20 protein-coding genes are annotated in these 25568 nt (G+C 69.8%); 14 read left to right on the forward strand and 6 right to left on the reverse strand.

The features are described from left to right. Window positions 1-155 precede the first annotated feature (155 nt). The 13 genes from AB0436_RS04095 (at window position 156) to AB0436_RS04155 (ending at window position 17679) form a co-directional block, all read left to right on the forward strand. Entirely contained in the window at window positions 156-1364 is a 1209-nt protein-coding gene (locus tag AB0436_RS04095) for an ROK family transcriptional regulator (protein ID WP_366466079.1), read from the forward strand. A gap of 86 nt (window positions 1365-1450) precedes the next feature. Next, on the forward strand, window positions 1451-2785 hold the full coding sequence (locus tag AB0436_RS04100) for an ABC transporter substrate-binding protein (RefSeq protein ID WP_366466080.1): 1335 nt from the start codon (window positions 1451-1453) through the stop codon (window positions 2783-2785). Window positions 2786-2793: 8 nt separating this feature from the next. Continuing rightward, the gene (locus AB0436_RS04105; RefSeq protein WP_366466081.1) at window positions 2794-3735 is read left to right on the forward strand and encodes a sugar ABC transporter permease; all 942 of its coding nucleotides are present in this window, start codon (window positions 2794-2796) and stop codon (window positions 3733-3735) included. A 4-nt stretch (window positions 3736-3739) separates the two neighbouring features. Continuing rightward, window positions 3740-4642 (forward strand): carbohydrate ABC transporter permease, encoded by a 903-nt coding sequence (locus AB0436_RS04110; protein ID WP_366466082.1) that lies wholly within the window; start codon window positions 3740-3742, stop codon window positions 4640-4642. Window positions 4643-4647: 5 nt separating this feature from the next. Further along, window positions 4648-5913 carry a 6-phospho-beta-glucosidase gene (locus AB0436_RS04115; protein WP_366466083.1) on the forward strand — a complete coding sequence of 422 codons (1266 nt, stop codon included), beginning with the start codon at window positions 4648-4650 and terminating at the stop codon, window positions 5911-5913. Beyond that, window positions 5904-6884, forward strand: coding sequence for a BadF/BadG/BcrA/BcrD ATPase family protein (locus AB0436_RS04120; protein WP_366466084.1), 981 nt, complete (start codon window positions 5904-5906; stop codon window positions 6882-6884). Before AB0436_RS04115 ends, AB0436_RS04120 begins: the two co-directional genes overlap by 10 nt. A gap of 457 nt (window positions 6885-7341) precedes the next feature. Then, entirely contained in the window at window positions 7342-8616 is a 1275-nt protein-coding gene (locus AB0436_RS04125) for a hypothetical protein (protein ID WP_366466149.1), read from the forward strand. A gap of 14 nt (window positions 8617-8630) precedes the next feature. After that, on the forward strand, window positions 8631-9641 hold the full coding sequence (locus AB0436_RS04130; protein WP_366466085.1) for a glutamate ABC transporter substrate-binding protein: 1011 nt from the start codon (window positions 8631-8633) through the stop codon (window positions 9639-9641). A gap of 91 nt (window positions 9642-9732) precedes the next feature. Further along, on the forward strand, window positions 9733-11085 hold the full coding sequence (locus AB0436_RS04135) for a hypothetical protein (RefSeq protein ID WP_366466086.1): 1353 nt from the start codon (window positions 9733-9735) through the stop codon (window positions 11083-11085). A gap of 10 nt (window positions 11086-11095) precedes the next feature. Further along, window positions 11096-13630, forward strand: a complete 2535-nt coding sequence (locus AB0436_RS04140) for a tetratricopeptide repeat protein (RefSeq protein ID WP_366466087.1) — start codon at window positions 11096-11098, stop codon at window positions 13628-13630. Window positions 13631-13634: 4 nt separating this feature from the next. After that, window positions 13635-14972 carry a PP2C family serine/threonine-protein phosphatase gene (locus tag AB0436_RS04145; protein WP_366466088.1) on the forward strand — a complete coding sequence of 446 codons (1338 nt, stop codon included), beginning with the start codon at window positions 13635-13637 and terminating at the stop codon, window positions 14970-14972. 125 nt (window positions 14973-15097) lie between these two features. Then, entirely contained in the window at window positions 15098-16507 is a 1410-nt protein-coding gene (locus AB0436_RS04150; RefSeq protein WP_366466089.1) for a VWA domain-containing protein, read from the forward strand. A 65-nt stretch (window positions 16508-16572) separates the two neighbouring features. Then, a complete protein-coding gene (locus tag AB0436_RS04155; protein WP_366466090.1) occupies window positions 16573-17679 on the forward strand; it encodes an FHA domain-containing protein in 1107 nt (368 codons plus the stop codon). Here AB0436_RS04155 and AB0436_RS04160 read toward each other — a convergent pair. Further along, window positions 17660-18661 (reverse strand): methyltransferase domain-containing protein, encoded by a 1002-nt coding sequence (locus AB0436_RS04160; protein WP_366466091.1) that lies wholly within the window; start codon window positions 18659-18661, stop codon window positions 17660-17662. The two genes, AB0436_RS04155 and AB0436_RS04160, sit on opposite strands and share 20 nt — an antisense overlap. 102 nt (window positions 18662-18763) lie before the next feature. Here AB0436_RS04160 and AB0436_RS04165 point away from each other — a divergent pair, with 102 nt between their 5' ends. Further along, complete coding sequence (locus AB0436_RS04165) at window positions 18764-19168, forward strand: globin (protein WP_366466092.1); 405 nt, start codon at window positions 18764-18766, stop codon at window positions 19166-19168. 120 nt (window positions 19169-19288) lie between these two features. On the opposite strand, the gene AB0436_RS04170 is transcribed toward AB0436_RS04165, so the two are convergent. The 5 genes from AB0436_RS04170 to AB0436_RS04190 all read right to left on the reverse strand — a co-directional run bounded on the left by AB0436_RS04170 (window position 19289) and on the right by AB0436_RS04190 (window position 25426). After that, the gene (locus AB0436_RS04170) at window positions 19289-20026 is read right to left on the reverse strand and encodes a hypothetical protein (RefSeq protein WP_366466093.1); all 738 of its coding nucleotides are present in this window, start codon (window positions 20024-20026) and stop codon (window positions 19289-19291) included. Further along, the gene (locus tag AB0436_RS04175; RefSeq protein ID WP_365850328.1) at window positions 20023-20445 is read right to left on the reverse strand and encodes a thioesterase family protein; all 423 of its coding nucleotides are present in this window, start codon (window positions 20443-20445) and stop codon (window positions 20023-20025) included. Before AB0436_RS04175 ends, AB0436_RS04170 begins: the two co-directional genes overlap by 4 nt. A 2-nt stretch (window positions 20446-20447) precedes the next feature. Next, window positions 20448-22112, reverse strand: coding sequence for an energy-dependent translational throttle protein EttA (gene ettA / locus AB0436_RS04180; RefSeq protein ID WP_366466094.1), 1665 nt, complete (start codon window positions 22110-22112; stop codon window positions 20448-20450). 242 nt (window positions 22113-22354) lie between these two features. Then, window positions 22355-22936 carry a hypothetical protein gene (locus AB0436_RS04185; RefSeq protein ID WP_366466095.1) on the reverse strand — a complete coding sequence of 194 codons (582 nt, stop codon included), beginning with the start codon at window positions 22934-22936 and terminating at the stop codon, window positions 22355-22357. Window positions 22937-23344: 408 nt separating this feature from the next. After that, window positions 23345-25426 (reverse strand): restriction endonuclease, encoded by a 2082-nt coding sequence (locus tag AB0436_RS04190; RefSeq protein ID WP_366466096.1) that lies wholly within the window; start codon window positions 25424-25426, stop codon window positions 23345-23347. Window positions 25427-25568 lie beyond the last annotated feature (142 nt).

Raw genomic sequence — 25568 nt, forward strand, 5'->3', positions numbered from 1 at the left:
TGGTTGCCGGAGCGAGGTGCGGCGGGGCTGCCCATTGACGACCGGCTGACCTGCGGCCTAGGTTCCTCCAGCGGATTGGAAACTTTCCTAACAGTGATACTCCTACAGAGCCACTCCTCACAGTGACTTCCTGACACTTGGCAGGTGCGTGCGACATGGCCGGTGGAGCCACCCCGGGGACCCCCCGGGTACTGCGAGCGATGAACGACCGGGCCGCGCTCGATCTGCTGCTGGAGCACGGGCCGCTGTCCCGCACCAGGATCGGCAAGCTCACCGGGCTCTCCAAGCCGACCGCCTCCCAGCTGCTGGCGCGTCTCGAAGCGGCCGGACTCGTGGTCGCCACCGGCACCAGCGAGGGCCGCCCCGGACCCAGCGCGCAGTTGTACGCGGTCAACGCGCAGGCCGCCTACGCGGCCGGGATCGATGTGAACCCGCAGCGCATCCGGGCCGCCGTCGCCGACATCACCGGGCGGACCGTCGGGGAGTTCCGGCTGGCGACCCCGGGGCGGCGTGGCACCGGGGTCGTGCGGCAGGTGACGGACGCCCTCGACGGTGCGGTGAAGGCCGCAGGTCTGGCGCGAGCCGATGTGCGACGGGTGGTGATGGGCACGCCGGGCGCCTTCGATCCGAACACCGGGCGGCTCCGCTACGCATCGCACCTGCCCGGGTGGCACTCCGCCACGCTGCTCGACGCACTGGCCGGCGCCCTGCCGATGCCGGTCGAGTACGAGAACGACGTCAATCTGGTCGCCGTCGCCGAGCAGCGGCTGGGCGCGGCCCGCGGGCACGACGACTTCGTACTGCTCTGGAACGAGGAGGGCATCGGCGCCGCCGTCGTCCTCGGCGGCCGGCTGCACCGCGGCTTCACCGGCGGCGCCGGCGAGGTCGGGTTCATGCCGGTGCCCGGTGCGCCGCTGGTACGTCAGGTCACCAAGGCCAACGCCGGCGGCTTCCAGGAGCTCGCCGGTTCCCAGGCGCTGGCCCGGCTGGCCCGCGAGGCAGGTATCCAGGACATCGGGCACGGTTCGCACGCCGAGGTGGCGAGCGCGCTGATCGCCGAGGCCGCGCGGGCCGACGCCGGACCGTACCGGCGGCTGCTCGAGGTGTTCGCCACCGGGATCGCCACCGGTCTGGCCTCGCTGGTCGCGGTGCTCGATCCCGAACTGCTCGTGCTGTCCGGGGATCTGATCGTGGCCGGCGGGGAACCGCTGCGCGAACTCGTCCAGGGGGAACTCGCCGAGCTGGCCGCCGCCCGGCCGCGGCTGGTGCTCGGCGACGTGCAGGAACATCCCGTACTGCGCGGTGCGCTGGAGAGCGCCCTCGCCACCACCCGCGACGAGGTGTTCGACACCTCGGCCCACTGATCTCGCACACGCGCCGCTGCCGCGCCACTCGCTCCGACCCCGTACAGCCCCGTACCGCCCCGGATCCGCCAGAGGGAGATTCCGTCATGCCCAGAAACCGCCGAGCTGCCGCGGCCGCTGTCGCCGCTGCCTCCGTGTTGCTGCTCGCCGCCGCCTGTACCGGCCAGAGCTCCGGTGGGGCGACCGACGACGCGGACGCGAAGACCACCATCACCTTCTGGCACGGGTGGAGCGCCCCCAGTGAGGTGAAGGCGATCCAGGCGGACGTCGACCGTTTCGAGAAGGTGCACCCGAACATCACGGTCAAGACCGTCGGCAACATGACCGATGACAAGATCAACCAGGCGCTGCGGGCCGGTGGTTCGAACGCCCCCGACGTGGTCTCGTCGTTCACCACCGACAACGTCGGGAAGTTCTGTTCGTCCGGCGCCTTCGCCGATCTCAAGCCGTTCCTCGACAAGTCGAAGATCGACCTCGACAAGACGTTCACCAAGCCGCTGCAGGCGTACACCCAGTTCGACGGCAAGCGCTGCACCCTGCCGCTGCTCAGTGACGCTTACGCGCTCTACTACAACAAGGACGCTTTCGAGGCGGCCGGTATCGCCTCCCCGCCGAAGACCTGGACCGAGTTCGACAAGGACGCGGTCAAGCTCACCAAGCCGCAGGGCGGCTCCTACCAACAGCTCGGCTTCATGCCGACGTTCCACGGTTACGAGTCCACCCCCGGGCACCTGGTCGCCCAGTGGAGCCCGACGTACTTCGACCGCAACGGCAAGTCCGACATCGCCAAGGACCCCGCCTTCGCGAAGATGTTCAGCTGGCAGCAGGGCCTGGTGAAAAAGCTCGGCGGCTTCACCAAGCTGGAGAAGTTCCGGTCCGGTTTCGGCGACGAGTGGGGCGCCAAGCACCCCTTCCAGACCGGTCAGGTCGCGATGCAGGTCGATGGTGAGTGGCGGCTCGGCATGGCCGAGGACGCCAAGTCGAAGGTGGACATCGGTGTGGCCCCGCTGCCGGTGCCGGCGGACCAGGCCGACAGCTACGGCAAGGGCTACATCACCGGCACCGTCGTCGGCATCGCGTCGACCAGCAAGAAGCAGAACGCCGCCTGGGAGTTCGTCAAGTACATCACCACCGACACGGACGCCGTGGTCGGCTTCGCCAACGACATCCACAACGTCCCCTCCACGCTGGCCGCGCTCAAATCGCCGAAGCTGACGTTCGACCCGCGCCTGCAGACCTTCCTGGACATCGCGCAGAACCCGAAGTCCAACACCACGCCGGCCTCCGTCAACGGCGGCACCTACCAGGTGACCCTGCAGGACTTCGGTTACGACTTCGAGTCCGGCAAGGCGAAGGACCTGCAGGCGGGTCTGAAGAAGACCGCGGACCAGATCGACACGGACATCGAGAAGGCGAAGTAGCCCCCGCCATGGCCACCTACACCTTGAGTTCGAAGCGCCGGAGATCGGCGATGCGGGCGGCGGCCTTCATGTCGCCGTGGCTCATCGGGTTCAGTGTCTTCTTCGTCTACCCGCTGGTCTCGACCGTCTACTTCTCGTTCACCGAGTACGACGGCTTCAAGGCCCCGGTCTTCAACGGCCTGAAGAACTGGACGTATGTCTTCGCGAACTACCCGGACTTCTGGCCGGCGATGCGGAACACCCTCTGGCTGGTGATCGTGATGGTCGCCTGCCGGGTGGTCTTCGGTCTCGGCATCGGGTTGCTGATCACCAAGATCAAGACTGCCGCCGGGGTCTTCCGGACCCTGTTCTACCTGCCCTATCTGGCGCCCCCGGTCGCCGCCACCCTCGCCTTCGTCTTTCTGCTCAACCCCGGGACCGGGCCGGTCAATTCGATCCTCGGCGACATCGGCCTGCCGACGCCCGGCTGGTTCACCGACGCGAGCTGGTCCAAGCCGGCACTGACCATGCTCGCGGTCTGGGGCATCGGCGACCTGATGGTGATCTTCATGGCCGCGCTGCTGGACGTACCGAAGGAGCAGTACGAGGCGGCCGAGCTGGACGGGGCGTCCGCGGTGCAGCGCTTCCGGTTCGTGACGCTGCCGAACATCTCACCGATCGTGATGTTCGCGGTGGTCACCGGGATCATTCAGGCGATGCAGTACTACACCCAGCCGTTGGTGGCCGGGAAGGTCGCATCGGGCATCATCGGCGGCAGCGGCCAGCAGTTCCAGCCCGGCTTCCCCGACAAGTCCACGCTGACCCTGCCGCAGCTCGTCTACACGCTCGGCTTCCAGCGCTTCGACTACGGCTCCGCCTGCGTGGTCGCGCTGGTCCTCTTCGCCCTCGCCATGGCCTTCACCGCACTGCTGATGCGGCGCCGCAGCGGACTCGTACAGGCAGGTGACTGACGTCATGACCCAGCTCACCCACGCCGTCGACCGGCCCGCGCCGCCACGGGACGACGTGACCGAAGCCCGGCGGACGGCACGCCGCAGCGCCCTGCTGCACTGGATCGCGGTGCACGCCCTGGGGGTGGCCGCCGCGCTCTTCTTCGTGCTGCCGTTCGTGTTCGTGGTCCTCACCTCGCTGATGAGCGACCAGCAGACCCTCACCCGGGATCTGTGGCCGCACACCTTCGAGTGGTCCAACTACCGCAAGGTCTTCGACACCCCCGGCTTCCTGACCTGGTGGCGGAACACCCTGCTGTACGCCGGGCTCGGCACCGTGCTGACCGTGGTGTCCTCGCTCCCGGTGGCCTACGCGCTGGCCAAGTTCCGCTTCCGCGGCCGGCACCTGTCGCTGATGCTCGTCATCTCGATGATGATGCTGCCGCCGCAGGTCGTGATCATCCCGATGTATCTCTTCTGGGCGAAGCAGCTGGATCTCTCCGGGACGCTCTGGCCGCTGATCATCCCGATGGCCTTCGGCGACGCGTTCTCCATCTTCCTGCTGCGGCAGTTCCTGCTGACCATCCCCAACGAGTACATCGACTCCGCCCGGGTCGACGGCTGCGGCGAATTCCGCACGCTGATCAGGGTCATCGTCCCGATGGCCAAACCGGGCATCGCGGCCGTCGCGCTCTTCCAGTTCTTCTACGCCTGGAACGACTACTTCGGACCGCAGATCTACACCTCGGAGAACCCGGCGGCCTGGACGCTCTCCTACGGCCTGGAGTCCTTCAAGGGTGCGCACCACACCAACTGGAATCTGACCATGGCCGCGACCGTACTGGTCATGGCCCCTGTGATCCTCGTCTTCTTCTTCGCACAGAAGGCCTTTGTCGAGGGCGTCACACTGACCGGAGTGAAGGGGTAGCTGACATGAAGCTCGCAGTAGTGGGGGGCGGGTCCACCTACACGCCCGAACTCATCGACGGCTTCGCCCGGTTGCGGGACACGCTGCCGATCAGCGAACTGGTACTCGTCGACCCCGCGGCCGACCGCCTCGAGCTGGTGGGCGGCCTGGCCCGGCGGATCTTCGCGAAGCAGGGCCACCCGGGTGTCATCACCACGACCTCGGACCTGGACGCGGGCGTGGCCGACGCCGACGCCGTACTGCTCCAGCTGCGGGTCGGCGGACAGGCGGCCCGGCTGCAGGACGAGACCTGGCCGCTGGAGTGCGGCTGCGTCGGACAGGAGACGACGGGGGCCGGCGGCCTCGCCAAGGCGCTGCGTACGGTGCCGGTGGTGCTGGACATCGCCGAACGGGTCCGGCGCACCAACCCGAACGCGTGGATCATCGACTTCACCAACCCCGTCGGCATCGTCACCCGGGCGCTGCTGCAGGCCGGTCACCGCGCCGTCGGGCTGTGCAACGTCGCCATCGGTTTCCAGCGGAAGTTCGCCGCGCGCCTCGATGCCGCGCCGTCGGACGTGTTCCTCGACCACGTGGGCCTCAACCACCTCAGCTGGGAGCTGGGCGTGCGCATCGGCGGCCCCGAGGGCACGGACATGCTGCCGAAGCTGCTCGCCGAGCACGGTGACGCGATCGCGGACGACCTGCACCTGCCGCGCTCGGTCCTGGACCGGCTCGGCGTGGTGCCCTCGTACTACCTGCGGTACTTCTACGCGCACGACGAGGTCGTGCGGGAGCTGGGCAGCAAGCCGTCGCGGGCCGCCGAGGTCGCCGCGATGGAGAAGGAACTGCTGGCGATGTACGGCGACCCGGAGCTGGACGAGAAGCCCGCGCTGCTCGCCAAGCGGGGCGGCGCCTTCTACTCGGAGGCGGCGGTGGACCTGGCGTCCTCGCTGCTCGGCTCCGGAGGTTCCCGCTACCAGGTGGTGAACACCTACAACAACGGCACGCTGCCGTTCCTCCCCGACGACGCGGTGATCGAGGTCCAGGCCACCGTGGACGGCAGCGGCGCGACCCCGCTCGCGGTGCCGGCCCTCGACCCGCTCTACGCCGGGCTGATCGCCAACGTCACGGCGTACGAGGACCTGGCCCTGGAAGCGGCGCTGCGCGGTGGCCGTGACCGGGTCTTCCGGGCGCTGCTCGCCCACCCGCTGATCGGGCAGTACGCATACGCCGATGAGCTGACGGACAAGCTCCTCGCGCACAACCGGGAGCACCTGGCGTGGGCGTGACAGCAAGTGTGCTGGCGATCGACGCCGGCAACAGCAAGACGGACGTGGCCGTCGTCGCGGCGGACGGCACCGTCCTGGGCAGGGGCCGGGCCGGCGGTTTCCAGCCGCCGGTGGTGGGGGTCGAGGCCGCGGTGGACGTGCTGGCCGGGGCGGTCGACGAGGCGGTGCGGGCGGCGGGCTGCGCAGCGGACCAGCCGTTCGCCGGCTTCGTGTCCGCCTGCCTGGCCAACGCCGATCTGCCCGTCGAGGAGCACGAGTTGGCCGTCGCGATACGGGCCCGTCGCTGGGGCCGTTCGGTCGAGGTGCGCAACGACACCTTCGCGATTCTGCGGGCCGGGGTGGACGAGCCGCGCGGGGTGGCCGTGGTGTGCGGTGCCGGCATCAACTGTGTCGGCATGACACCTGACGGGCGCACCGCCCGCTTCCCGGCGATCGGCCGGATATCCGGGGACTGGGGCGGCGGCGGGGGGCTGGCCGAGGAGGCGCTGTGGCATGCGGCACGGGCCGAGGACGGGCGGGGCGGCCCGACCGAGCTGGCACGGACGCTGCCCGCGCATTTCGGGCTGCCGACGATGTACGCCCTGATCGAGGCGTTGCACCTGGGCCGGCTGCCGGCCCGGCGCAAGCACGAACTGGCACCGGTGCTGTTCGCCACCGCCGCGGCCGGTGACGCGACGGCGCGCTCGCTGGTCGAGCGGCAGGCCGAGGAGGTGGTCTCGCTGGCCACGGTGGCGCTCGGGCGGCTGGGTCTGCTGGGCGAGGAGACACCCGTACTGCTGGGCGGCAGCGTACTGGCCGCCCGCCATCCCCAGTTGGACGACCACATCGGCCGGCTGCTGGCCGAGCGCGCGCCGAAGGCGGTACCGCGGGTGGTGACCGAATCGCCGGTGCTCGGCGCCGCCCTGCTGGGACTCGACCGGGTGGGGGCGCCCGCGGAGGCGCGGGCCCGGGTGCGGTCGCACTATGCCTGAAGGGGTGACGTGGGCCTGACGGGGTGACGTGGGCCTGATGGAGTGGCGTGGGCCTGACGGGGTGACGTGGGCCTGACGGCGCGACAAGCCGTTGCTCCTGCGGGTGAACTGCGGATCGGTACGTCCGGAAGGGGAACCGAAATGATCGCCATGACGTATTCATGGTGGGGACACAGCGGGGAGGCGGGCGACAGGTCGATCAAGATCCAGCCAATCCTGGTGTGAAGACAGCTCCCTGCGGCCATACTGCTGGCCGGGCACACGTCTCCCGACGCCGCGGGAGACGGGACACCGTCCGTGACCAAGGGTCCATGACCGAGGGGGAGGTCAAGTGGTACAGCCGTCGATCGGGGGCGCGACGCAGTCTCCACCACCTGCGTACCCCCCTGCGCCCGCACCCGCGCCGTCCACGCACCCGCCGGCGCCCGGCAGCGGCCGGCCCGCGTCCCGGAGGCGGCTGAGCGCCGCGGCGAGGACCGAGCCGGGACGGCTGTGGGTCATCGGTTCGCTCGTGGCCGCACTGGTGGTGGCCTTCGGAGCCGTGACGGCGATCGAAATCTCCCACCGTGCGGCGGCCGCCGACGATGTGGTGAACCACAGCCAGCCGCTCAGCGCGGACGCGGCGAACATCTACCGCTCGCTGGCCGACGCGGACACGGCGGCAGCCAGCGGCTTCCTCGCCGGGACTCAGGAGCCGGCCGATGTGCGTGCCCGGTACGACGCAGACATCACCACGGCGTCCCGGCTGCTGGTGAAAGCCGCGGTCAACACGGACAGTTCGACCGACTCCGGTCGGCAGATAGCCCAGCTCAACGAGCAACTCCCCCGCTACACCGGCCTGATCGAGCGCGCCCGGGCCACCAACCGGCAGGGTCTGCCGCTCGGCGGCGCCTATCTCCGGTATGCCAACCAGCAGATGAACACGGAACTGCTGCCGGCCGCCGAGAAGCTCTACGAGGCGGAGACCGGCCGGCTGTACGACGACTACGACTCCGCCGCCGTCTGGCCCTACTTCGGGACCGCGGTGGGTGTCCTGGCACTGGCCGGCCTGATCTACCTGCAGCGGCGGAACTTCCTGCGCACCAACCGGGTGTTCAACCACGGCCTGGTGGCCGCCTCGGTCGCCTCCGCCGTGGTGCTGCTGTGGATGGTCGCCGGGCATCTGGTCGCGGACGCCGACCTGCACACCTCCCGGGCGCACGGCCAGGAATCACTCAAGGTGCTCACCGACGCCCGGATCAGCTCGCTCAAGGCCCGTTCCAACGAGAACCTCACCCTGGTCGCCCGCGGCGCCGTGCTGACCAAGGACGGCAAGCACGACCAGTACGAGTTCGCCTACGCACAGGAGATGGCGTCCCTGGTCGGCGGGCTCGACAAGGCGGTGAGCCTGGCCGACGACAAGGCGGGCAGCGAGCCGGTGCGGGCCGCGGTCACGGACGTCAAGGTCTGGCAGGACCGGCACGCCACCGCCCGGCGCACCGATGACAGCGGCGACTACGAAGACGCGCTGCAGCAGGTCATCGGCAAGACCGACTCCACCGGCCAGTGCTTCGACCAGGTGGACAAAGCTCTGGAGCAGGCGCTCGCCCACGAACAGAGCGAGTTCACCAGCGCCGCATCGGACGGGCGCGGCGCGCTGGCCGGGCTGCCGGTGGGCTCCGCGGTGCTGGCGGTGCTCGGTGCCGCGGCCGCCGGTCTGGGTGTGAGCCGCAGGCTTTCGGAGTATCGATGAGGAGGCGTCAGCCTATGCGAAGGCGCCAGGTGGGGAGGCGCAGCGTGCTGCGTGGCTGGGGCGGTGTCACAGGGATGGCCGCGGCCTGCGTGCTGACGGCGGCGGCGACGCTGGTCCCGCTCTCCCTGGGCGCGGCCGGCCCGGATGACCGCGGGCAGCCGACCGGCCAGGGGGTGGCGACGGCGTCGCCCGTCGAGGCCGACACCTGCAAGGACCCGGAAGCGAGCCTGCAGCCGTCCAGTGCCGACGGTCCCACCATCGACAAGATCAAGAAGGCCGGCCGTCTCGTCGTCGGAGTCGACCAGAACAGTTACCGCTGGGGCTACCGCGATCCGGCAAGCGGCGCGCTGGAGGGCTTCGACATCGACCTGGTGCGGGCCATAGCGAAGAACATCCTGGGTGATCCCGACAAGGTCACCTACCGTGCCATCCCGACCAATCAGCGGATCGAAGCACTGCAGAACGACAAGGTCGACATCGTGGTGCGGACCATGACGATCAACTGTGCGCGGATCCGTCAGGTGGCCTTCTCCACCGCCTACTTCCAGGCCGGACAGCAGGTGCTGGCCCCGAAGGACTCCACGATCACCGGATACAACGACACGCTCAGGGGCAAGCGGGTCTGCACGGCCACCGGCTCCACGGCGTACGACGCGCTGAAGCAGAAGTCGTTCGGCGCGATCTTCGCCGACACGCCGACCGAGCAGCGCACGGTGCCCAATCAGCTGGACTGCCTGGTCCGGATCCAGTTGGGCCTGGTCGACGCGGTGGTGACGGACAACGCACTGGCCGCGGGCCAGGCGGCGCAGGACCCGGCGGTCGCCCTCAAGGGCGAGCCGTTCACCACCGAGTACTACGGCGTCGCGACCAAGCTGGGCAACGACGATCTGGTGCGCCGGATCAATCAGGTGCTCGTCGACTACCGCAAGGGCGGCACCGGCAGCCCCTGGATGCACGCGTACAACGCGTGGCTGGCAGCCGACATGAAGGGGATATCGGGTCCGCCCCCGCCCAAGTACCGCTAGGCGGGGTGTTCAGGGCAGAGTCGAACAGGGCAGCGTCGAACGGGGCAGGGCCCGGAACGGGCAAGGCAGGATCCGAGCGGAGAGGTGAACGATGGGCGTCGCGGGTTCCGTGCCCGGTCCGGAGGGGCCCGGCAGGTCCACCGGACCGGCGATGGACCGGGACGAGGTGGACCGGGCACTGGCGCGGCTCGGCGCGGAGCACGAGGCGATCGAGACCTCGCTCCTCGCCCTGCAGGACCACGCCGGCCGCAGGCTCCTCGAGGGCGCCGAGCTGACCGGCCTCACCAAGGACCGCTGGGCGGCCACCGAGCAGCGCATCACCGTGCTCTGGGCGTACTTCGACGCCTACACGGCGGCGCTGCACGAGGCCCGCGAGCTACGGGCGCGCAGGCGCTGGCCCGGCCGGGAGGACCTCGCGGAGCTCACCGACGTACTGCGCGACCGGGGCGTCACCCTTGCCGGTGCCGCCACCCACTGCGCACCCACCGGGCCCCCGCCCCCGGACACGGGACCGGCCAGGCTCGCCGAGCAGGTCTCGCTCGATGAGCTGGTGACCCGGATGAACGAGCTGTACGCGCAGTCCCTGGACATGGTCGTCGCCTCCGACTCGGTGTGGTCCGCGCTGCCCGCCCGGATAGATCTGCTCGCCGCCGAACTGGCCCGCACCCGCTCGCTGGCGCACTCCGTCGGCGTACGGCCGGGCGAGCACCCGGCGGGTGACGAGCTCGCGGAGATCACCGACGAGCTGTCGGCGCTGCGCGCCGAGGTGATATCCGACCCGTTGGCCTACTGGCACCCCGCGCAGGGCAGTTCGGCGCCCGGCGGCGGCCGCGCCGACACCGAGCGCTACGACCGGGCGGCCCGCGCTCTGGAGGACATCAGGCGCGAGATCGAAGCGGTGCTCACGGTGCGGCAGGACGCCGAGCAGCGACTGCTGCGGCTGCGGGACGTGCTGTCACGCGCCGACCGCACGCTCACCGAGGCCAGATCGGCGCGCGGCGAGGTCCTCGCGAAGATCGCCGCATCGGAGGTGCCCGCGGTGAGCGGCCCCTCGACGGTGCTGCAGGAACAGTTACGCGCGGCAGCCGAATACCGCAGGCACGCGCAGTGGCACCGGCTGTCCCCGCTCCTGGAGTCGTTGGAGCGGGAGGCGGACGACGAACTGCTGCGCGCCCGCGAGTCGTTGTCTGCGGTCACCGCGCCGCTCGCGGTCCGCGCGGAACTGCGCGGCAGGCTGGACGCGTACAAGGCGAAGGTCGCCCGGCACGGGATGGCCGAGGATCCGCTGCTGATCGAGCGGTACGACGCGGCCCGCAGGATGTTGTGGAGCGCACCGTGCGATCTGCGCGTCGCCGAACAGGCGGTGCTGCGCTATCAGCAGGCGGCGGCGGAGGTCCTGGTCCCGAGGCGGTCCGGGCCGGCCGACCACAGGGGGAACGCGTGAGGGAAGCAGTATGAGCGACCAGCAGAAGTGCCAGCGGCCCGGCTGCGACGGCAGTTACGAGGACATGGGCGGCGGCGAGCTGTACTGCGGTGTCTGCGGTCTGGCGCCGGTGGTGTCCGCCACGAGCATGCTGGGTTCGCCGCCGACCGGGCTCACCCGGGCGGGCCGCGGCGGTGACAGTTCCTCCGCGCGCGGCGGCACGGGCTCGTCGTCCCGCGCGTCCGGGCGCTCCTCGTCGCGGTCGTCGACCTCGCGCCGCTCGGTGTCCGGGCGGCTGTCGCGTGGGCTGTCCGGCGGGGCCTCCGCCCGTTCTGTGTCGGTGCGCAGTTCCGGGGCTCCGGCGAGTTCTTCGGCCCGCAGCCGGCTCGGCGCCGGCCTGGTCACCGTGCCCGATGTGCCACGCCCCGATCCGCGGTCCGCGGTGATGGAGCATCCGGAGGTGCCGGAGCGGAAGCGGTTCTGTTCACGCTCCGACTGCGGGGCCCAGGTGGGCCGTTCGCGGGGTGACAGACCGGGCAGGACGGAAGGATTCTGCACCAAGTGCGGCCACCCGTACTCCTTCGTGCCGAAGCTGCACACCGGCGACATCGTGCACGGTCAGTACGAGGTGATGGGCTGCCTGGCGCACGGCGGCCTCGGCTGGGTCTATCTGGCCGTCGACCGTGCCGTCTCCGACCGCTGGGTGGTGCTCAAGGGTCTGCTGGACACCGGTGACCAGGACGCGATGGCCGCGGCGATCTCGGAGCGGCGCTTCCTCGCCGAGATCGAGCACGCGAACATCGTGCGGATCTACAACTTCGTCGAACACCTCGACCAGCGCACCGGTTCCATGGACGGCTACATCGTCATGGAGTACGTCGGGGGGAAGTCGCTCAAGGAGATCGCCAACGAGCGGCGCGGCAGCGGCGGAAAGCGTGATCCGCTGCCGGTCGAGCAGGCCTGTGCGTACGGCATCGAGGCCCTGGAGGCGCTCGGCCACCTGCACAGCCGCAACGTGCTGTACTGCGACTTCAAGGTCGACAACGCGATCCAGCAGCAGGACCAGCTGAAGCTGATCGACATGGGCGCGGTGCGCAGGATGGACGACGACGAGTCGGCCATCTACGGCACGGTCGGCTACCAGGCGCCCGAGGTCGCCGAGGTGGGCCCGTCGATCGCCTCCGACCTCTACACGGTGGCGCGCACCCTGGCGGTGCTGACCTTCGACTTCCAGGGCTATACGAACGTGTTCGTGGACAGCCTTCCCGACCCGGACCACATCGAGGTCTTCCGGGCGTACGAGTCCTTCTACCGGCTGCTGGTCAGGGCGACCGACCCGGACCCGGCACGCAGGTTCGCCTCGGCCGCGGAGATGGCCGAGCAGCTCACCGGCGTACTGCGGGAGGCCGTGTCGCTGCAGACGGGGCGGCCGCGGCCCGCGCTCTCGACGTTGTTCGGGCCCGAGGTGCGGGTCACCGACACCGATCTCTTCGCCGAGCCGGTGGGCGACGTGTCGTTGCTCGGGATGCGCGCGCTGCCGTCGCGGCGACGTGCCACCGTGTCCGGGATTCCGGCGCAGCGGCCGCCGGTGCCCACGGCGCCGGCGGCCGTACCGCAGACCGCGCCGCACCGGCCGTTCCTGGCAGGTCTCGATGCACGCGCCACCGCGCTGGCGCTGCCCGTACCGCTGGTCGATCCGAACGACCCCAACGCCGGTTTCCTGGCCGGGCTGCTGGCGTCGGCGCCGAGCGAAGTGATCGCCGCGCTGGAGGCCGCCCCGGGCGATTCGCCGGAGCGCAGGCTGCGTCAGGTCCGGGCCCGGCTGGACAACCAGGACGCGTACGCCGCGGTGGAGCTGATCCAGGCGCTGGAGGCGCGGCACCCGGACGACTGGCGGGTCGTCTGGTACCGGGGTCTGGCCGCGCTGGTCACCGGTGACCATGAGACGGCTGCGCTCTCCTTCGACGCGATCTACGACGCGTTTCCCGGCGAGCCCGCACCCAAGCTGGCGCTCGGCGTCTGCGCCGAGGTGCTCGGCCAGCTGGACAACGCGGCCGAGTACTACCGCCTGGTGTGGGCCACGGACCCGAGCTTCGTCAGCGCCGCGTTCGGCCTTTCGCGGGTGCAGCTGGCGGTGGGTGACCGCAGCGGCGCCGTCCGTACGCTGGAGTCGGTGCCCGAGGCGTCGATCCACTACACGGCGGCCCGGGTCGCCACCGTACGGGCAAGGCTGCGGCGGCGTGTCGCAACCGATGCCCTGCTGGACGACCTGGTGGCGGCGGCGAACCAGGTGACGGCGCTGCAGGGGTTCGGTCTCGATGCCGTACGCCGGGAGCAGCTGGCGACCGAAGTGCTGGGCACGGCTCTCGACTGGATACTCTCCGGGGGCCGGGGCGGCCAGGTGGTGGAGTCCACCACCCTGCTCGGCAGTCCACTCGACGAGCGGGGCCTGCGCTTCGGCCTCGAACGCTCGTTCCGGGTACTTGCCCGGCTCGCCCAGCGTGGCGAGGAGAGGATCGAACTGGTGGAGCGGGCCAACCGTCTCCGCCCCCGGACGTGGGTGTGAGTTGATGTCCCAGATGAACCAGTGGGCTGCCTGCCCCAGCTGCGAGGAGCCGCTGGAGCCCGGCGACTTGTTCTGCGGCGCGTGCGGGTACGACCTGTCGGCCGTGTCCGGCCCGCCGGACGCCCGGCCCACCACCGTCGCGGAGGCGGAGCCGGAGCCGGCTGCCGGCGAGGCGGGCGCTGCCGAGGCGGGAACCGGAGCGGCCGGGTGGCCTGCCGCCCCCGACCAGGACAGTGCCGGCAACCGGGCCCCCGTACAGTCCGCGGCCGATGTGCCGGGCACCGAGTCGGACGGGGGCGAACTGCCGCCGCAGGTCCGGCGCGACGACCCGCCCGAGCCGGACGACTACCCGCTGCCCGCGCCCGACCCGCGTGCCCCGGCGGCCCCCGCCACCGCAGCGGCGGAGGGCGGCAAGGTCTGTGTGGCCTGCCGTACCGGCCGTATCGACGGCGAAGGTTACTGCGAGAACTGCGGGCACGCCCAGCCGCGCGAGCGTGACCACATGGAGCAGGAACTGGACGCGGTGGCCGCGGTCAGTGACCGGGGGCTGCGCCACCACCGCAATGAGGACGCCTTCGTGGTCTCCTCGGTCGCCCTGCCCGACGGCTCACCCGCCGTGGTCGCCGTGGTCTGTGACGGCGTGTCATCGGCGACCCGCCCCGACGAGGCATCGGCGGCGGCCGCGAGCGCCGCCAATGCGGCGCTGCAGGTCTCGCTCCCGCAGGGCACCCACCCGCAGCAGGCGCTGCACGACGCGATCGTCGCCGCATCGGAAGCGGTCAACGTCCTTGCCACGGTGCCCGCGCAGGCCACGGAGCACGAGCCGCACCGGCACCAGAACGCCCCCGCGTGTACCCTGGTCGCCTCCATCGTGGCGGGCGGCCTCCTGATCGTCGGCTGGGTCGGCGACAGCCGTGTCTACTGGGTGCCCGACGACCGCAGCGCGCAGCCGTCCCGGCTCACCGAGGACGACTCCTGGGCCGCGCAGATGGTCGCGACCGGCCTGCTGAGCGAGGCGCAGGCGTACGCGGACGAGCGCGCCCATGCCATCACCGGGTGGCTCGGCGCCGACGCGTACGAACTGGAGCCGCACACCGCATCGTTCAAACCGGACCGCCCCGGTGTGGTGGTGGTCTGCTCGGACGGGCTGTGGAACTACGCGGAATCGGCCGATGAGATGGCCCAGGTCGTCACCACCGACGCGGGCGCCCGCCCGCTGCACTGCGCCCAGGTGCTCGTCGGTCATGCGCTCGACGGCGGGGGCCACGACAACGTAACAGTGGCCGTTCTGCCGTTCCTGGTGCCGCGACAAGGGGCAGGATCCGGCTACAAGGAGGCGTGAAGGCCGCTATATCCGTATCCGCAGATCGGTGTCTGCACATCCCTGTCCGCACATCCCTGTCCGCACGCTCCTGTCCGCAGACTGGTTCCGTGTACCCGTAGCCGTGCCCTCAAGGAGCCGCCCCGATGGCCAACTTCTCCAAATCGACCGTGCCGCAGTTCTCCGTCGACGTCTATCAGAACGAGTTCCTGCCGGAGGGCGGCCGCGAGGTCAACGCCATCGTGACGGTCACCTCGACCGGAGGCGGCACCAGCGGGGGCACCCTCACCGAGCTGACCACGTCGTCCGCCTCCCGGGGAGCGGCCGGAGCCGCCGTAGTGCTCATGGTGGACTGTTCCGGCTCGATGGATTATCCGCCGACGAAGATGCGCAACGCACGCGACGCGACGGCCGCGGCCATCGACGCCCTGCGGGACGGCACCGCCTTCGCGGTGGTCGCGGGCACCCATGTGGCGAAGGACATCTACCCGGGCAACGGCGGCCTGGCCATCGCCGATCCGCAGACCCGCGATCAGGCCAAGGAAGCGCTGCGCAGGCTGAGCGCGGGCGGTGGTACGGCGATCGGCACCTGGCTGCGGCTTGCCGACCGGCTGCTGAACACCGTCGGCAGCCCTCTCGGCGAGCAGGTGATACGGCACGGAATCCTGCTCACCGACGGCCGTAACGAGCACGAGTCGCCGGAGGACCTGCGAGCCGCCATCGATGCCGCTGCCGGCCGGTTCACCTGTGATGCCCGCGGGGTCGGCACCGACTGGGAGGTCAAGGAGGTCACCGGCATCGCCTCGGCGCTGCTGGGCACGGCCGACATCGTGGCCGATCCGGCAGGCCTGGCCGCCGACTTCACACGGATGATGGAGCACGCGATGGGCAAGGAGGTCGCGGACGTCTCGCTGCGGCTGTGGACGCCGGTCGGCGTACAGATCAAGTTCGTCAAGCAAGTGGCGCCCCGGGTCGAGCAGTTGACGGACCGGCGTACCGAAGTCGGGCCGCGGGCCGGGGACTACCCGACCGGCTCGTGGGGCGACGAGTCCCGCGATTACCACATCTGCGTGCAGGTGCCGGAGGCCGGCATCGGTCAGGAGATGCTCGCCGCCCGGGTCTCGCTGGTCCTCCCCCAGCCGTCCGGACACGATCCGTCCGGACACGGTCCGTCCGGAGGCGCCCCGCAGACAGGCACCTCGCAGACGCTGTCGCAGGGGCTGGTGCGTGCGGTGTGGACGGACGACATGGTGGCGTCCACCTCCATCAATCCCCAGGTCGCGCACTACACCGGACAGGCCGAACTGGCGCAAGCCATCCAACAAGGATTGGATGCCCGTAAGTCGGGCAATCTGGATGGTGCGACGGCGAAGCTCGGCCGCGCGGTACAGCTGGCGGCGGCCTCCGGGAACGAGGACACTGCGAAGTTGCTGGCAAAGGTGGTGGACGTCGTCGACGAGGTGGCAGGTACTGTGCGACTGAAGGCAAAGGTCGCGGAGGCGGACGAGATGACCCTCGAAACGCGCTCCACGAAGACAGTTCGCGTCAAGAAGTAACGAAAAGCAACAGAAGTAACGTTTTGCGGCCTTCGGGCCGGATGAGGAGAGGGGGAAGCGACTCCATGCCGACCTGCCCGAACGGACACCAGTCGGGTTCCGACGACTGGTGCGAGGTCTGCGGCCATCGCATGGGCGCCGTGCCGCCGCCTCCCCCACCGCCGCCGGCGTACACCGGGGGCGGAGCCCCCCAGCAGCAGCCGCCGCAGCAGCAGCAGCCCCAGCAGGACCGTCATCCTGCCGCCGGTTACGGTTACCCGCCGGAGCCCACCGCCCAGGCGGAGCTCTGCCCGCAGTGCCGTACCCCCCGGGAGGCCGGAGCGCCGTTCTGCGAGGAGTGCCGCTGGAACTTCCTCACCAACACCGCGACGTCCTACACGCCGGTGGCCCCCAACCTGCCGCCGGACTTCCAGTCCCAGCAGCCGCGGCCGCCGGACTCGTTCGACTACCAGAGCTCTCGGCCCTCGCAGATGAACCGTCCCGCCGAACCGCTGACGAACGACCCGTCGCATCGGCAGGGGCCGCCCCCGCCGTCGTATCAGCAGCAGTCCGGGCCTCCGGCGCCGTCGTTCGCGCAGCCACCGTCCTTCGCCCAGCCTCCGTCGTTCGCGCAGCCGCCGCGGGCGCCGCAGGCTCCCCAGCAGCCTCAGCCGCCGCAGCCGGGCCCCGACGACTGGCTGCTGCCCCCGCCGTCGCAGGCCCAGCAGCAAGCTCCGCAGCCGCCTCAGCAACAGCGGCCCCCCGTGCCGCAGCAGTCCCAGGGCCCCGGGAACTGGTCGCTCACCGTCGGCCCCGACCGTGAGTACTTCATGGCGATGATGCAGCGCAGCGGGCCCGAGGCCACCGGCCTGAACCTGCCCGCGTACTCCCCCGAGCAGCAGCTTCCGCTCACCGGTAGCCAGATCACCATCGGCCGCCGCAGGCATTCCACCGGCGAGTCCCCCGACATCGATCTGTCGGTCCCGCCCGAGGACCCGGGCGTCTCGCATCAGCACGCGGTGCTGGTCCAGCAGCCCGACGGTTCCTGGGCCGTGGTCGACCAGAACTCGACCAACGGCACGACGGTCAACGGCGCCGAGGACCCGATCCAGCCCTACGTGCCGGTCCAGCTCGAACCGGGCGACCGGGTCCACGTCGGTGCCTGGACCACCATCAGGATCCACCGGGATTAGCGACGTCCTTCTGCGGTCCCAGCGGCCAGGCGCACGGCCCGTCGGGCTCGTCCAGCCAGGCCCACTCGCGCCCGCTGCTCAGCGTGATGCCGTATCTCTCCCTCTGCGGGCGCCCCGCGCGCTCCCAGAGGGAGAGCGCGTCCGGTGGCTGGAGGCTGCCCGCGGTCAGTGTGAGCAGGAAGCGGAAGAGGTCGTCCTCGCCCGCCCTGCCGGGCAGTCCTTCGGCCTGCGGGGTGATCTCCTGCGCCGATCCCCCTCGCAGCGGCACGAAGTAGGCGGGCGTGCGCAGAAACCGTCCCTCGGCGTGCTCCGCGTCCCGCACCCGGAGCAGGATCAGCCCGGTCGACAGCGGCGCCAGGATGCGGGCCCCGGGCCGGCACTGTGCGAGCCAGGCCTGCGGTACGGAAGGGAGCTCGCAGGTCGCGATGATCGCGTCGAACGGGCCGCGCCCCGGGCAGCCCCGGGCGCCGTCCCCGGTGACCACCGCGGGCGCGTATCCGGCGGCCCGCAGGTGCCGGCGGGCCGACTCGGTGATCTCGGGGTCGAGGTCGACGGTGGTGACCCGGGAGTCTCCGAGCCGATGGGCCAGCAGTGCCGCGTTGTAGCCGCTGCCCGTGCCGATCTCCAGCACGGCGTTCCCGTCCCGCACGTCGAGCCTGTGCAGCATCCGCGCCATCAGCGAAGGCTGGCTGCTGGACGAGATCAGTTCACCGTCCCGCATCCGGGTGGCCAGCGCCTCATCGGCGTACACACGTTTCAGCCAGCGCTCGCGCCGCTCCGGGTCCGGATCCTCGCCCCACAGCCGCTCGTGGCCGGGGAAGCCGCCGACAAAGAAGTACGGCACGAAGAGATGCCGCGGCACCTCGGCGAACGCCGCTCGCCAGGCCGGATCCGCCAGGGCACCGCTCTCCGCGATCTCCCGCACCAGCACGGCCCGCAATTCCTGTTCTGCGCCCATGTCCGCGCCGTGTTCTGCACCCATGTCCCCACTGTGCGGCGCGTCCGCCCGGGAGGCGAGCGATGCTCCGGCGGGCGAATCAGCCGGGGCCCCGGTTTGCGGCGTGACGTCTGAGACCATGGACGTGTGACAGAGATTCCGCGCGGCACGCTTCAGGAGCAGACCTTCTACGAGCAGGTCGGCGGCGAGGAGACCTTCCGTCGCCTGGTCCACCACTTCTACCAGGGTGTCGCCGGGGATCCCGAGCTGCGGCCGATGTACCCGGAGGAGGATCTCGGCCCTGCCGAGGAACGGCTCACGCTGTTCCTGATCCAGTACTGGGGCGGCCCCCGCACCTACAGCGACAACCGCGGGCATCCCCGCCTGCGAATGCGACACGCGCCGTTCCAGGTGGACCGTGCCGCCCATGACGCCTGGCTGAAGCACATGCGGGCGGCCCTGGACGAAATGGGGCTCGCCGAGGAACACGAACGGGAGCTCTGGAAGTACCTCACCTACGCCGCGGCTTCCATGGTGAACACCGAGGGCTGATGACCGGGCCACCCCGCCCGCCGGACCGGGATGCGACGCGCCGCGGCCGCGCTACCACCGCGACGTGGTGGGGTTCGTCCGGCAGCAGACGACACGCGCAGCGCCGCCACAGGACCCGCACTACGCCGGGGTGACGCTCAGCCCGCCGAGACCGATCGACTCCGTCCCCCTGCGCACCGCCACCGAGCCGTACGGGGTGCGCAGCCGCAGCCAGGAGCCGGCGGCGAGCAGCGCCAACGGCTCGCCGGGCCCGCCTGTCGTACCGAGGTCCGGCACCGCGACCCGTACCGGCCGCAGGAAGCCCAGCGACTGGGCGGCGTGCGCGGCCCGTACCGGGAGTTCGGTGTCGCCGACCGGCCGGGACCAGATCTCCCGGCCGATCCGGTCGAGCTCGGCCCGGGTTCGCCGGTCGGCGGCCAATCCCTCGGTGCGCGCCCGGAATTCGGCGACGACGGCCGCCACGGTGGACCGCATCGCCTCGGGCGACGGCAGGCTCTGGACCTGCTGCCAGCCGCTGCGGGGCGGCAGCAGACCGGCCCAGGGCGGGCCGGTGACCGCGGCCGGGACAGCCGCCGTGCCGGTGGTCTCGTCGACCGACTCGAGGAGCTCTCCCGCGGATACCGTGACGTCCAGCGCAGCAGGCGTCTCCAGACGGGCCGTGCGGATCGCCAGCACCTCGAAGGAGGGCGGGCGCCCGAACACCGCCAGGCTCTGCCCGCCACCGGACCCGGGGCCGCCACCGGCCGCGCCCGACTGCAGCCGCACCGCGGCCGCCCGGTCGTAGTGGATCAGCCGGGACAGGAAAGCGGTGAGATCGGCCGCTTCCCCCGCGTCGGCGAACGCCAGGCGCGCCGTCATGCGACGAGTGCTCCCGGCGCGTCCAGGTACTCCTGGAGGTACGCCTTCTCCTCGGCGGTGATCCGCCGCGGCCGCTGGGCCCGGAGGTCGTAGGGGACGACGATCGTCGACGCCCGTACGTAGACCTGCTCGGCGTCCTTGACCTCGTAGGCGATGGTCAGCGAGGCCGCGCCGATCTTGGTGACCCAGGACTCGACGGTCACCGGCTCGTGCCGGTGGACCAGTGGGCGGACGTAGTCGATCTCGTGCCGGGCCACCACCGACCCGCCGGAGAACGACGGCGAACCGTCCCCCGGCGCGAGCCGGAACATGAAGTCGATCCGCGCCTCTTCCAGGTACCGCAGGAAGACCACGTTGTTGACGTGCCCGAAGGCGTCCATGTCCGACCAGCGCAGGGGGCAGGAGTAGATGTGCCGCACGGTCAGCCTCGCGTCAGCTTCTTGTACGTGGCACGGTGCGGGCGGACCGCGTCCGCGCCGAGGCGCTCGATCTTGTTCTTCTCGTACGACTCGAAGTTGCCCTCGAACCAGTACCACCTGGAGTCGCCCTCGTACGCCAGGATGTGCGTGGCGACCCGGTCCAGGAACCAGCGGTCGTGGGAGATGACCACGGCCGCACCGGGGAATTCGAGCAGCGCGTTCTCCAGCGAGGAAAGCGTCTCCACGTCCAGGTCGTTGGTCGGCTCGTCGAGGAGCAGCAGGTTGCCGCCCTCCTTGAGGGTCAGCGCCAGGTTGAGGCGGTTGCGCTCACCACCGGAGAGCACCCCGGCCATCTTCTGCTGGTCCGGCCCCTTGAAGCCGAACGCCGAGACATACGCCCGCGAGGGCATCTCGACCTGGCCGACGTTGATGTAGTCCAGCTCGTCCGAGACGACCGCCCAGAGCGACTTCTTCGGGTCGATGTTGCCCCGGGTCTGGTCGACGTACGAGATCTTGACCGTGTCGCCGACCTTGATGGAACCGGTGTCCGGTGTCTCCAGGCCCTGGATCATCTTGAACAGCGTCGTCTTACCCGCGCCGTTCGGACCGATGACGCCGACGATGCCGTTGCGCGGCAGCGTGAAGGACAGGTCCTCGATGAGCACCTTGTCGCCGAAGGCCTTCGACAGCTTCTCGACCTCGACCACGATGGAACCGAGCCGCGGGCCCGGCGGGATCTGGATCTCCTCGAAGTCCAGCTTCCGCATCTTGTCCGCCTCGGCTGCCATCTCCTCGTAGCGGGCGAGGCGCGCCTTGGACTTCGTCTGCCGGCCCTTGGCGTTGGAGCGGACCCACTCCAGCTCCTCCTTGAGCCGCTTGGCGCGCTTCTCGTCCTTGCGGCCCTCGACCTTCAGGCGGGCCGCCTTCTTGTCGAGGTAGGTGGAGTAGTTGCCCTCGTAGGGCAGCGCGCGGCCGCGGTCGAGCTCGAGGATCCACTCGGCGACGTTGTTCAGGAAGTACCGGTCGTGGGTCACGGCCACCACGGCGCCCGGGTACTTCGACAGGTGCTGCTCCAGCCAGTTCACCGACTCGGCGTCCAGGTGGTTGGTGGGCTCGTCGAGCAGCAGCAGGTCCGGCGCCTCGATCAGCAGCTTGCAGAGCGCGACGCGGCGCTTCTCACCACCGGAGAGGTTCACCACGGGCCAGTCGCCGGGCGGGCAGCCCAGGGCGTCCATGGCCTGCTCGAGCTGCGCGTCCAGGTCCCAGGCGTTGGCATGGTCCAGGTCCTCCTGGAGCTTACCCATCTCCTCCATCAGCGCGTCCGAGTAGTCGGTCGCCATCAGCTCGGCGACCTCGTTGAACCGCTGCAGCTTGCCCATGAGCTCGGCGGCGCCGTCCTGGACGTTCTGCAGCACGGTCTTCGACTCGTCGAGCTGCGGCTCCTGCATCAGGATGCCGACGCTGTAACCGGGCGAGATGTACGCCTCGCCGTTGGAAGGCTGCTCGAGCCCCGCCATGATCTTCAGCACCGTGGACTTACCGGCACCGTTGGGGCCCACGACACCGATCTTCGCGCCGGGCAGGAAGTTCAGGGTGACGTCGTCGAGAATCACCTTGTCGCCGTGCGCCTTGCGCGTCTTGCGCATGGTGTAGATGAACTCAGCCAAGAGAAACCGTCCGGCAATAGATGTGTGGGCAGATACACCCCATCTTGCCTGACGTCCATCCCCGGATGGAAACCCGTATGGCAGAGGGCCCGCGACCTGGTCTTTCCTCCTACCCCACCCCTAGCTGATCTGTCACTGGTTGTCGCTGTCGGTCACTGCCGAGCGGCCTCGCACGGCCCAGGGGCGGCCCGGCAGGCGCCCATCGTCGTTGCTACGGCTCAGGTCGCGCCCGCCCTGAGCCGTCACACAAGCGGCTGGGGGGCGACCGGGAGCTGTTCGCTGTGGAGCCAGTCAAAGGTGCGGTCCGGTTCGAGGTGGGCTTGTCCCCAATGGATGGCATGGATGCCGCTCTCAGGGCTGGCCGTGAAGAACACACATACCAGCTTCGTCGAGGCCCCCAGCTCTTCAAACGCTTCGTGCAGTTCCAGGTACTCCTCCGTTGTCAGGTCGCCGTCGAGGTCGAACAGCGCATCCCGCGGCTCCGGCGCGTGCGCCCAGAACATGCGGCGTCGTGTAGAAGAAGCCTTGGCGGGCAACCGGGCGCGATCGAGGGGCCTCGGCCTGTCTGCGTACTTGAACGGGAAGAGCGCGTGATCGTTGATCACCGCGTACTCGTACGAACGCACCTCTCGCACGGGCTCGCCCAGCTCGCGCGCCATGTCCGCCAGGTACTCGCGCACGGCCTCCGCGAGGGTCACGCCGTATGGGCTTCGCTTCTTCAGCCCGGCTGCGACGTGTGTGGCGTGAGCCTTCGCGTGCGCTTTGGCCAGTTGTACCGGGACGCCTGCAGCAAGGTTGCCGGCCTGTTGCCCGAACCGCTTCACTGCCCAATCTGAAGGCCTGGCCCAGTTCTCCCCTGACGCAGCCATGAAGCTCCCCCTCCCCCTCGTCCACCTATCTGCCTGTGTGACAGGCGCCTGAAGCATCCACAAGGGAGCGATCCGGCCACACAGGCAGAAGAATCACTACACGCACCCAGGAACGCGACGAGCTCCCGGTGATGCCTGCCTTTTAGGCCTGGCGCCGATCACGGGACCGTCTTGGCTGGTCAAGAGGTGCAGAACGAGACTGAGCCCGTCGGGACGTACCTGCTCCCCGGCGCCCCCGATTGACCGTGGCTGGCTGCTCGATCTGGCACGGATCTGGCACGCACTGCGCCGCCGATACGTGCCTTTGGCGTCGCATCTGCTAGCCAGCTCGGTCCTCGTCCAGCCGTGTTCGCAGGAAGGCCACTACGAACCCACGTCAATGCCGTACTCCCGGATCAGCTCCTCCAGCCCGCCCCTGTATCCCTTGCCTCCGATAACGAACTCCCAGTTGTCGCCGACGCGGCGGCGGAATGACCCGAGCACCAAAGCGGTTTCATTGGCGCGGCCGTCTGAGACCTCTAGCTGGTCGAGCTCGGCCCCCGGGAGGTCCAGCAGTCGGATGCGAGCCTCGGTGAACCCGGAAAGGTCTGCCTCAGGATTAATGGCAGGGTCGACTGCGGCGACCAAGACGAGTCGGTCAGCTCTATCGGGCAGTGCGTCGAAGGACACCCGGATTGCGGCCTTGTCCGGCGCTACAGCAGCATGCGCACGGACCGTGCAATCTGGTGTCTGGGGATTGTTGAAGAAGACGAAGTGGTCGTCGTCCAGTACCCGGTTGCCATGGCAGACGAGGGCGCACACGTCCACGGCGACGGTGCCTGACCAGGACATGCTCAAGATGTTGGCGTCATCCGCCTCGTCCGCAGCACGCGGGGTCGCCCGCTGGGCAGGAACCGAGCGTCCGCGGCTGCCCAGGCGTCCACGCAGTCCGTGCCGGTGCAGCAGGTCAACCAATTCGGCGCCAGATACCAGTTCTAGGGGCTTGCCGTTGGCGAAGGTGTGCGAGCCGGGGCCGAATCCGGAAGTCGTGACCAGTACGCCTTTATTAGCGCCGGCGTCCTGGACGGTGCCGTACAAGTCACGGACAGCTGTCGGCGGCACGGTGTTGCGATAGCGCTTCACCTGCACGACGATCTTGCCACCCCGGATCGGGGTCGGATCCAGCGCATCGACATCCACACCGCCGTCGTTCGAGCGCTGAGTCGTCACCGCCTGCATGCCCATGGCACGGAACAGATCAGCGACCAGCGATTCGAAGGCGATCGGATCCATCTCGTATAGATCCGGCTCATCGTCTCCTCCGTGGGTGACGACGCCGTTGCCTACATCCTCGGGCACCCGGCCAGGCCGTACCGTAGCGCGTTGATCAGGGCGCAGAGACAGCTGGCCTCGAAGACCGTCCACCAGGCAATCGGCAGCGTTCACCTGCTCCAAGTGGAGCTCGGTGAAGGTTGAACGCGAAGCCATTACAGTGGCCAGGAAGACCTGTGCCTGTCTGCCCGTCGCCGGGTCGTGGTCGTCCACGAACCCGTTCAATGCGACCGACTCCAAAGCGCCGAACTCATCGGCTGCGAAGAGGTCGTGCAGAACGAGGAGAACGCACTGCGCGAGCACGTCCCGATACATCGCTCGACGCTGGGCTGCGGGGCGAGCTGTCTCCTTGTCCTGATCCGCCGAAGCCATGTACCGCACCGACTTCATTTCGGGGATGACGTCGTATTTGGGCAGCTCCCAGTTCAGAACCAGCTGGCGCGCAGCCGAGTCGTACGCAGCAGACACCTGACGCGGCAGCCCCTCCGGCCACGCGGCAGACGAATAGAGAGCAGCAGAGAAGTACTCCACCGCTGCTTCGGGATCACCGTTGCGAAGTGCCGTTGTCATCTCGGCAATGCCGGTGTTGTGCCGGCGGATCTCCGCCAGCTGAGCATTGGCCCATTGCTCATACTGCTGCTGATACGTCGCCAGCTGCTGCTGACGCTGTGCCTCTGCAGCCTGCGCGGCGTGCCAGTCACGCTCGAACCGGGCCCGCGTTTCGGCCTGCGCCTGAGCTCGCCGGTTGGAGGTCCAACCGCCCTGTGCTTGGTACTGGCTCGGATTCGGCATTGCGATGGGGTAGGCGAGTTGGCCCGGGGAGAATGCCGCGATGTCCTCGGGTCGGGTGAGCGTGGTGGCTCTGAATGCTGCAGTCCGACATCCGGCGGACAACAAGCCCAGCAGGGACTTGACCTGGGCCTCCAGCTCCTCCGTCCGCCGCCTGGCATCGGCCTCTCGCTGCTGCCGGTACGCGGCCTGCTGCTCGCGATGGCTGCGTGCTAGTTCCCGCTGGTGGGCGCGGTGTTGCCGTTCATGTTCACGCTGTTGCCTGGCTTGCGCCTCAAGCTGGCGTTGCTGCTGGCGTTGGGCCTCAGCCCAAATGCCGACCAATCCATTGGAGCGACGACTCATGGGTTATAGGCCCTCCCCCCAGAACCTCGGCGTCCCCGCTCACCTAGTACTCCAGCCGTAGATCGTGATCTTGCGGCTATTGGGCGGCCCGCGCCTGGTAGTGGCAGGTTCGAGCTCGGGCTTGATGGCGTCGGCGCCACTG

It is taken from the genome of Streptomyces sp. NPDC051322 (genome assembly GCF_040689485.1).
Lineage (GTDB): Bacteria > Actinomycetota > Actinomycetes > Streptomycetales > Streptomycetaceae > Streptomyces.

Coding starts and splice junctions, on each gene's coding strand:
- AB0436_RS04095 (WP_366466079.1), top strand. CDS start 156: ATGGCCGGTGGAGCCACCCCGGGGACCCCCCGGGTACTGCGAGCGATG.
- AB0436_RS04100 (WP_366466080.1), top strand. CDS start 1,451: ATGCCCAGAAACCGCCGAGCTGCCGCGGCCGCTGTCGCCGCTGCCTCC.
- AB0436_RS04105 (WP_366466081.1), top strand. CDS start 2,794: ATGGCCACCTACACCTTGAGTTCGAAGCGCCGGAGATCGGCGATGCGG.
- AB0436_RS04110 (WP_366466082.1), top strand. CDS start 3,740: ATGACCCAGCTCACCCACGCCGTCGACCGGCCCGCGCCGCCACGGGAC.
- AB0436_RS04115 (WP_366466083.1), top strand. CDS start 4,648: ATGAAGCTCGCAGTAGTGGGGGGCGGGTCCACCTACACGCCCGAACTC.
- AB0436_RS04130 (WP_366466085.1), top strand. CDS start 8,631: ATGCGAAGGCGCCAGGTGGGGAGGCGCAGCGTGCTGCGTGGCTGGGGC.
- AB0436_RS04135 (WP_366466086.1), top strand. CDS start 9,733: ATGGGCGTCGCGGGTTCCGTGCCCGGTCCGGAGGGGCCCGGCAGGTCC.
- AB0436_RS04140 (WP_366466087.1), top strand. CDS start 11,096: ATGAGCGACCAGCAGAAGTGCCAGCGGCCCGGCTGCGACGGCAGTTAC.
- AB0436_RS04145 (WP_366466088.1), top strand. CDS start 13,635: ATGTCCCAGATGAACCAGTGGGCTGCCTGCCCCAGCTGCGAGGAGCCG.
- AB0436_RS04150 (WP_366466089.1), top strand. CDS start 15,098: ATGGCCAACTTCTCCAAATCGACCGTGCCGCAGTTCTCCGTCGACGTC.
- AB0436_RS04155 (WP_366466090.1), top strand. CDS start 16,573: ATGCCGACCTGCCCGAACGGACACCAGTCGGGTTCCGACGACTGGTGC.
- AB0436_RS04160 (WP_366466091.1), bottom strand. CDS start 18,661: ATGGGTGCAGAACACGGCGCGGACATGGGCGCAGAACAGGAATTGCGG.
- AB0436_RS04170 (WP_366466093.1), bottom strand. CDS start 20,026: ATGACGGCGCGCCTGGCGTTCGCCGACGCGGGGGAAGCGGCCGATCTC.
- AB0436_RS04190 (WP_366466096.1), bottom strand. CDS start 25,426: ATGAGTCGTCGCTCCAATGGATTGGTCGGCATTTGGGCTGAGGCCCAA.